Source organism: uncultured Nitrospira sp., from assembly GCA_902500695.1.
Classification (GTDB): Bacteria; Nitrospirota; Nitrospiria; order Nitrospirales; family UBA8639; genus Nitrospira_E.
Genome location: CABVRQ010000007.1, coordinates 78,598 through 85,776, shown reverse-complemented (window position 1 = coordinate 85,776; position 7,179 = coordinate 78,598). Strand labels below are relative to the sequence as shown.

The following is a 7,179-nucleotide window of genomic DNA, read 5'->3' as shown; positions in this document are numbered from 1 at the left end:
CACTATTGAACATGTAAACATCACAAGATGTCTCTAAAGGAGGCCACCTTTATTTACCAATTATTTAAGTGATAAAAACCCAAAGGGGAATTTGTGGGGATGGATATGGCACGTAAAGACTTGCAGAGGGGTTATACGAGGTCCAGACGGTATGCCAATCACAAATCAGGACGTAAGTATAGTCAACAAAGCAAAGAAATCCTGCCGGTTGTAGAAGATGAAGCGAAGGCCGAATCAGCTGAAATCTTTTATCAGAAGTGGAAGAAAGTCAGAGAAGATAAAGAATATTTGGAACTGAAGATTAGGCACAAAGAAATTTATTCCAAGCGGTAGCGCGGAGGACAGCGACTTGGAATATATGACCTGCAAAAAATATCCCCTCCCACTTAATCGCCAGGAGGTGGCACGGTCCTGGAGCCAGCGCGGATACTCGTGCGATGTCTTTATTGATCCTCCGGGAAGAGAGTGGAATGATTTCGTTCATTCGACCAACGAGCTGGTCACCGTTGTTGAAGGAAAATTGCGAATGAATATTGAGGGTGAAGAGGTTATCGCTGAACCGGGGGATGAGGTATTCATTCCAAAAGAAGCCTGTCATTCGGTTAAAAACATTCATCACGGGACGACCAAATGGCTGTATGGGTATGATTGAAAGCGTAAAAGCGTGAGTGCCATAGGGTAGATATTGTTTGCGAAGTGATGGAAGTGATGAATGACACGCATACGTTCTGGGAGGTGAGGTCATTCTGCTGGGCACAGATCCTTCGCCTCTGGCTCAGGATGACAACATGATTAAGCTTTAACCGAATCATTAAATGTTCGTCCAATGCCTGGATGGTGAAATCTAAGTTTTTACATTTTTCTCGATGTGTCGTATTCTATGCTCCATGATGCGATTTATCCGTCTGTCCGATTACACCTGGTGGATCTGGTTATGCCTTGCCGGTTGCTTACTGGCCGGCCTGCTCGTTGACCCGACTTACTTTTTTCTGGCTATCCTCATTTCCACCATTCAAGCCTTGGTGTTTTTTGCACGCGAAGAAAATGCCTCGTCTTTTCCTGCGCAACTTCGTATCGCATATGTGCTTCTCCTGGTCGTGCTGTATCTGCCGCCACTTCAATTTTTCTATTGGATTCCGGCTATAGGCACATTGATACTCTGTTTCACAGGGTACTGTCTGCTGGCACGTTGTCTTTCCTTGCTCCCATGGAACCGCACCTCACCGCTGACTTTCCAGGAAGTCCTCAGGACCTTCACTGTTCCTCCCAATCTTGATGTCACCCTGCAAGGTAAACCTGCATCCGGGTGTCCTGGTGGAGTGTGTTCACTGGAAGTTCAAATCGGCAAATCCGCAAAGAGTTGAAGAGGTGATTGCCGATCTGCTGGGCTGCCGAGTAAATGTATATGAGGATAATACTTTTCGAGACGCACTGATGGGGGTAATAATTGACATCCCAAAGGTCAGAGCCTAGAGTCCGCCCTATGGGAAAACCTCTCCCTCATGCGGTTGCCTATCCCATATTAGTGGTTTCGTGCTCATCATTATGATTCATCATCTTAAATCCAGAGGAGGAGCGGAATATGGCGAGTGTCGGCTATCACGAACCCATTGAGGAATTGTCCGATGAAACACGCGATATGCACCGGGCCATTGTCTCATTGATGGAAGAACTGGAGGCCGTTGATTGGTACAATCAGCGCGCGGATGCGTGCAAAGACGGGGACCTCAAGGCCATCCTTAAGCACAATCGTGATGAGGAGAAGGAGCATGCGTCGATGGTCCTCGAATGGATTCGCCGCAAGGATCCGACATTTTCCAAACATTTGAAGGATTTCCTGTTTACAGAGAAACCCATCGCGCACAAGTAGCCTGGTAATGTCGATGGGACCGACCTGTCCCCGTATTCACTGAATTTTGGTTATTCGGGGGGCTGACAGAGGGCGTGAACTTCTTCGGTCAGATCGATGCCTACCGGGCACCAGGTGATACAGCGTCCGCAACCGACACAACCCGACATGCCGAATTGATCAATCCATGACCCTAATTTGTGAGTCAGCCACATGCGGTACCGGTCTTTGGTGGTAGGACGAAAATTTTTTCCGTGGATGAATCCGTGATCTGACGTGAAACACGAATCCCAGACTCGAGCATGTTCGGATTGTTGGTGGTCCAGGGATGGAGTTTCTTCCACCCCATGACAAAAGCAAGTGGGGCAGACCATCGTACAGTTGGTGCAGGCCAGACATCGTGCGGCTACCTCGTCCCATCGAGCGTGATCGTGGGCATCATATAATGCTTGGGGTAACGAAGCATGCGGAATGGTCCGCGTTTGGCTGGCTGCGCAGGCGGCTATTCGTTCCTCATCCTGTTTGATCCTGTTTTCAGATGCAACCGAGCAGGCAAGCTGCTCCAAGACCTTTAGGCCTGCAGTGCTTCCGGCTTCAATCGTAAAATCGTCATCGGCCTCCGTCAGGCTGAGATCGTACCCTCCTTGGGCTTTTGGCCCCGTGCCCATTGAGGCGCAAAAGCAGGTCTCCAATGCCCTTGTGCAGTTGACGGCGATGAGGAGAAGATTTTTCCGTCGCTGTTGATAGTAGGGATCAGGATAGGAACCGTTCAGGAAAATCTGATCTTGAATGCCAAGTCCAGCAAGATCGCATGCTCTCACTCCCAGCACGGCGGTTCGTGGTATCTCAGGGACGGTTTCTTTGGCAGAAAAGGTTTTTCCTTGGCGGTCCAGGACTAACAGAGTTTCTCGGGGCGTAAACACCAGTGGCTTGAGAGACTGTGGGCCGTGAACGATATTGAAATATCTGGCGCTAGAGTCTGGTTCCAGCCGATAGTTTCCTGGGCGTTGCTGGTCCTTCCATCCGATCGGGAGGTCATCTACCCGGGTAATTTCGTCCCATTGAATTGCGCCGTTGGAGAGGACCGGCCCCAGGATTCGATAGCCAAGATTCTGGAGAACATGAATCAGCTGCGAAAAATCCTGGCGTGATAAGAGTCCTGGCGGAGGAGGTTCAAAAAAGTCGTGAGCCATGGTTCCCTTGTATCTTAGAGCCCAATGTGACCACGGAGAATGTTGTAATTGTAAGCGGGTTTGCCCGTGCGTCGCCTACCCAGATCATGTTGTTCCATTTGATCAATGATAGCTTCGACGTCTTTGGTGTCGTGTTGCGCAGCACAATAATGGCGAGGGCTTTGAGCTTTCAAAAGCGGGGAAGGCGTTTCTGCCCATTCCAAATAGACAGTTTCAAGCAATGAGGCGAGGATCAGTTGCTCTTCTTCTTGGGAGACGATGGTGGGGGGAGCGATATAGCTGTCTGATAAAAGATTCACTTCAGGAGTCCTATGTTGAGGGGGAGCGGTGGTTTCCCCCTGGAAATGTAGTGAGAAGCCAAAGGTTGCGGCCAGTTGATGCTTGATGATATCCAGCCGGTCTGAAGAATCGGTTTCGACAAATAGTTGTGTGGGTGTCAAGGTCAAACGGGCGACGGGGTATTCTGTGGCACCGGATGGGTCATGTGGTGGGAGCCATAGCCACGTTAAGGTGTCGGTTTGTAAAACGGATGACGCGGGTTTGCGGGCCTTTTCTTGCGCGGAAGTGAACTGATCAAATCCACGAAGCCCGTTAGTCAGCACACGCAAGTCATGGTGTTCATACAGGGCGATGGCATAAAGAAAGGTTTCGCCATGGGCATTTAGATAGTCGATTTGTGAGTCCACGACAGCCCAGGCTCCTCGTCGCACCTTGGCGACACTCCACATCATTGTATACCCGTAGCTCTTGGCGAATTCTGCCCATTCTGAAAGAGCGAAATTGCCTGTGCCAATCTCGATTTCCCGTCGCTTCTCATTGGTCAATTCAAGGACCGCCTTTCCCATGCTGGAGGAAAGAATGAGTGGCGGACCAGGCAGGCGTATGTCGGTCAACCCCCGAAGGAGCCGGGTGAACAGGACATGTCCAACGTTGTATGGCACGCTTGCCACTGGGAGGAAAACAGCAAATATCTGTTTATCCCCCAACGATTGCAGACGGGTCTGAGTAGTCTGATTCCCGTGAGCCATATCTTGCACCTCGAGCAGATCCATGTAGGAATGTCGCAAGGAATCCAGCCAGACCCGTTCTTCTTGCGGGACATGTTCCGTTACCAGGTCCCGCACTTGTTCGATGAGAGAAGCATGGCCGTCAGTTGGCAAATAATCAGCATAGAGGTACCACTTGGCCAGGTCCTCTTCCTCCGGCAGGGGAACCAGGGGCGGAACCATGAGTGGATGTAAATAGGGCTGAAGGGCGTGGCTTAAGGCCAGTTGTCGTTGTAACTGAAAATCTGGTTGGACGGATTGAAGTTCCAATCGGGCTAACAGATTGCGAAGGCCTTCGGCTGTTCCGGCTGAGGGGTGGGCGTGGTTGTTCTCTATTGTCACGGGTTCAGGGTTCACCTTGCGGAGGATGGGGTCTGTTCATTTTCAGATGACGGATGATGCCCTCCCTCGAATTTTGGACTTTTCACTGTGAGGACAGGGTAGGGGCTTTGTTCGAGCACCTTATAAGCCGTGCTCCCCAGGATCATACGGGTCAGTCCCTTTCGACCGTGGGTCCCCATGACAATCAGATCAGCCTGCTGGATCGCGCTGGTCTCAAGAATGCCATCCACGGTTGGTTTATCGAGTAACTCGTATCGCGCGGATAAGCCCTGTTCGGACAGAACAGCGGTAAGATCAGCCAATCGCTTTTCGACCTTATCCCGGTTGGTTTTTTCTTGAAGCGGATGAGTCAGGGTGAAGTCCAAACTGTAGGACAATGGTTCAATGGCATGGACCAAGGTCAGCGGCACATCAAACCATTTCGCAATTTGGATCGCATATTCATAGGCCTCCATCGAGCAATCGGAGAATTCCAAAGGCAGGACGACTTGTCGCGGGAGGATTTGCAAGGGATGCATCGCTGAGATATCCACTGATTCCCGGTGAGGAATGGACAGGACCGGGCATGGGGCTCGTTGAATCACCCGTTCCGCCACGCTTCCGAATAAGACGCGATTGAACCCGGTCCACCCGTGAGTTCCCATCATAATTAAATCGCATTTTTTCTCCCTGGCAACCTCGCAAATGCATTCCGACGGCAGCCCTGCCAGCAGTTCTATAGATGCCTTGGGAACTTGTTGCCGGGCCCCGGCCAGGAGTGTTTCCAACTCTTCCCGTGCCACCTTCCGTTGTTCATCCAGGAATTGTTGAGCGACTCCTGCGTCAATATCCAGCCCCGGTTGCAGAGAATGGACATGGAGAATGGTCAGTTGGGCTTCAAACACTTTGGCCCATTCCACCGCATATCGAAATGCAGGGGCGGAGCTTGGTGAAAAGTCGGTGGGAAACAGGACATGGGTTACGATCTTGACCATAATTGTATTGGCCTTTCGCCTTAAAGTGAAAGCAAGATAGCCCTACTCAGAGATTTTAATTACTCGGGCATCCGACCACAACCCATCGGGAATTCAGAGGTTACCGATTACACGGCGTCCACGGTCAGGAGTAGAATTTCCCCTTTCATCTCCTTATGGATCGAACATTGAAATTGGAATCGACCGGAGTGGTTCAGCATCAAACGGATTGATGCCTCCTGGCCAGGCTCAAGATAGACGCCTTCCACACCCTTTCCATAGGTCACGACTCCCTTACTTTCGACGTGGGTCAGAGTATTCACAAACATGTCTGATCCAAAATCATGACGGACCGTATCCTTGTTTGTGATGTAGATAATGGTCTCCGTGTCCAGTTGAAGAGGCATCTGAGTGGTGTGAAACGTATATCCCTCTATGGTCACTTTCACTTCTTGGAGGGGTTGCGCGTTGGTCGGGAGCATGCCCCCTAAGAGAAGAAATCCAATGGACAGAAGCCAAACCCTGCGAAATAGGCATTCTCGAAGGTTGTACATGTGTGGATGATCTCCCTTACTTTGATGAAGTGACTTTTCTCACTCGACTTGCTGTCAATGGTCGTATGGTCATCACCGGGTCCCCGGGTTCTCCTTTCAATCCAGAAGGGGGAACCCGCTCTCTCATGAAACTTTCACGGTAATACTTTTTGGTTTTGCCCGGTCGCTTTTTGGTAAATGGACGTGCAACACACCCTCCTTGAATTCCGCCGAGACTTTCTCGGGATCGGCATCTTCGGGGATAGTGAAACTCCGTGAAAAGCTCCCATAGGCTCGCTCGATCCGATGGTACTTTTTGTCCTTCTCTTCCTTCTCATACTTTCGTTCACCGGAAATGACTAACACATCGTTTTGCACACCGATTTTAATTTCATCCTTTTTGACTTCGGGAAGCTCGGCCTTGACCAGGTATTCTTTTGGGTCTTCTGTGATGTCTACCAGGGGAGCCCATTCGGCGACGCGCAATGCTTCTTGACGCTCCCCTTCTTTTCTGACCGGTGCCCGGCCGAATAAAGTTGAAAGCCGACCCTGTAATTCATCCATTTCTCGAAACGGATCCCAACGTGTAATGGCACTCATTTCGTCACCTCCTTTTGTACCCAGGAAGAAAAATTTTCGATCATCCTTATACCTGATAGATAGCAATGGATATGCCAACAGTTTTATGGAAGAGGCGACTGCAGGGTTCCTGCATAATCCTTCCATGAATATATTCTGTCCCTTTTCTTTCGTAGCAGTTCGCCTCATTCTGTCGGAACAACCCTGTAGCAGATGTCATCAACAGGAAAAAGGCAGCCGGTCCTCACGTTTCTGAACGTCTACCGGACAATCAAAACCGGGCAAGGGGATTGGTGTAGCACGGTATGCGACACGCTTCCCATCAAAAATCGCGAGAATCCTCCCCGGCCATGTGTACCCATCATGATCAAGTCGGATTGTGAAGACTTGGCCTGTTCCAGGATGGCATAGGCGGGATCGCCAATCCCGACATGGGCCTGACAGGCGAAGTTCATCCGGGTAAGCCGGTCAGTGAGAACTTTCATGCGTTCCTGGGCTTCCTCTATGGCTTGAGCTTCCAGGACGTCGGATTGTCCCACCGTGGTTGGCCAGGAGAGTTGGGGTTGTGGCCAGACCGCGAACACTTCGATCTCAACCGGTTGCCGAAAAGGTTGGAGCGCCAAAAATTGTAACGCCGCTTCTGCGTCTTCCTGCCCTTCAATGGGGAGAAGAATTTTTTGTAAG

10 protein-coding genes are annotated in these 7,179 nt (G+C 50.5%); 4 read left to right on the top strand and 6 right to left on the bottom strand.

Going from position 1 to position 7,179, the window contains the following annotated elements; all coding sequences use genetic code 11:
- Nucleotides 1-93 precede the first annotated feature (93 nt).
- From AAH187_RS03240 to AAH187_RS03225, 4 genes are all read left to right on the top strand, one after another.
- Nucleotides 94-333 (top strand): DUF4385 family protein, encoded by a 240-nt coding sequence (locus tag AAH187_RS03240; protein WP_342346996.1) that lies wholly within the window; start codon nt 94-96, stop codon nt 331-333.
- Nucleotides 334-358: 25 nt separating this feature from the next.
- A complete protein-coding gene (locus AAH187_RS03235) occupies nt 359-652 on the top strand; it encodes a cupin domain-containing protein (protein WP_342346995.1) in 294 nt (97 codons plus the stop codon).
- A 235-nt stretch (nt 653-887) separates the two neighbouring features.
- On the top strand, nt 888-1,364 hold the full coding sequence (locus AAH187_RS03230) for a hypothetical protein (protein ID WP_342346994.1): 477 nt from the start codon (nt 888-890) through the stop codon (nt 1,362-1,364).
- Nucleotides 1,365-1,582: 218 nt separating this feature from the next.
- Entirely contained in the window at nt 1,583-1,870 is a 288-nt protein-coding gene (locus AAH187_RS03225; RefSeq protein ID WP_342346993.1) for a ferritin-like domain-containing protein, read from the top strand.
- Between the two features lie 50 nt (nt 1,871-1,920).
- Here the strand turns inward: AAH187_RS03225 and AAH187_RS03220 are convergent, their stop codons facing one another.
- The 6 genes from AAH187_RS03220 to AAH187_RS03195 all read right to left on the bottom strand — a co-directional run.
- Nucleotides 1,921-3,042 carry a 4Fe-4S dicluster domain-containing protein gene (locus AAH187_RS03220; RefSeq protein WP_342346992.1) on the bottom strand — a complete coding sequence of 374 codons (1,122 nt, stop codon included), beginning with the start codon at nt 3,040-3,042 and terminating at the stop codon, nt 1,921-1,923.
- 14 nt (nt 3,043-3,056) lie between these two features.
- Nucleotides 3,057-4,430, bottom strand: a complete 1,374-nt coding sequence (locus AAH187_RS03215; RefSeq protein WP_342346991.1) for a hypothetical protein — start codon at nt 4,428-4,430, stop codon at nt 3,057-3,059.
- A gap of 11 nt (nt 4,431-4,441) precedes the next feature.
- On the bottom strand, nt 4,442-5,404 hold the full coding sequence (locus AAH187_RS03210; protein WP_342346990.1) for a universal stress protein: 963 nt from the start codon (nt 5,402-5,404) through the stop codon (nt 4,442-4,444).
- Between the two features lie 107 nt (nt 5,405-5,511).
- Nucleotides 5,512-5,937, bottom strand: coding sequence for a hypothetical protein (locus AAH187_RS03205; protein ID WP_342346989.1), 426 nt, complete (start codon nt 5,935-5,937; stop codon nt 5,512-5,514).
- A gap of 123 nt (nt 5,938-6,060) precedes the next feature.
- A complete protein-coding gene (locus AAH187_RS03200; protein WP_342346988.1) occupies nt 6,061-6,516 on the bottom strand; it encodes an Hsp20/alpha crystallin family protein in 456 nt (151 codons plus the stop codon).
- 239 nt (nt 6,517-6,755) lie between these two features.
- Nucleotides 6,756-7,179, bottom strand: a 424-nt coding sequence (locus AAH187_RS03195) for a universal stress protein (protein WP_342346987.1), incomplete at its 5' end; no start/stop codon positions are given.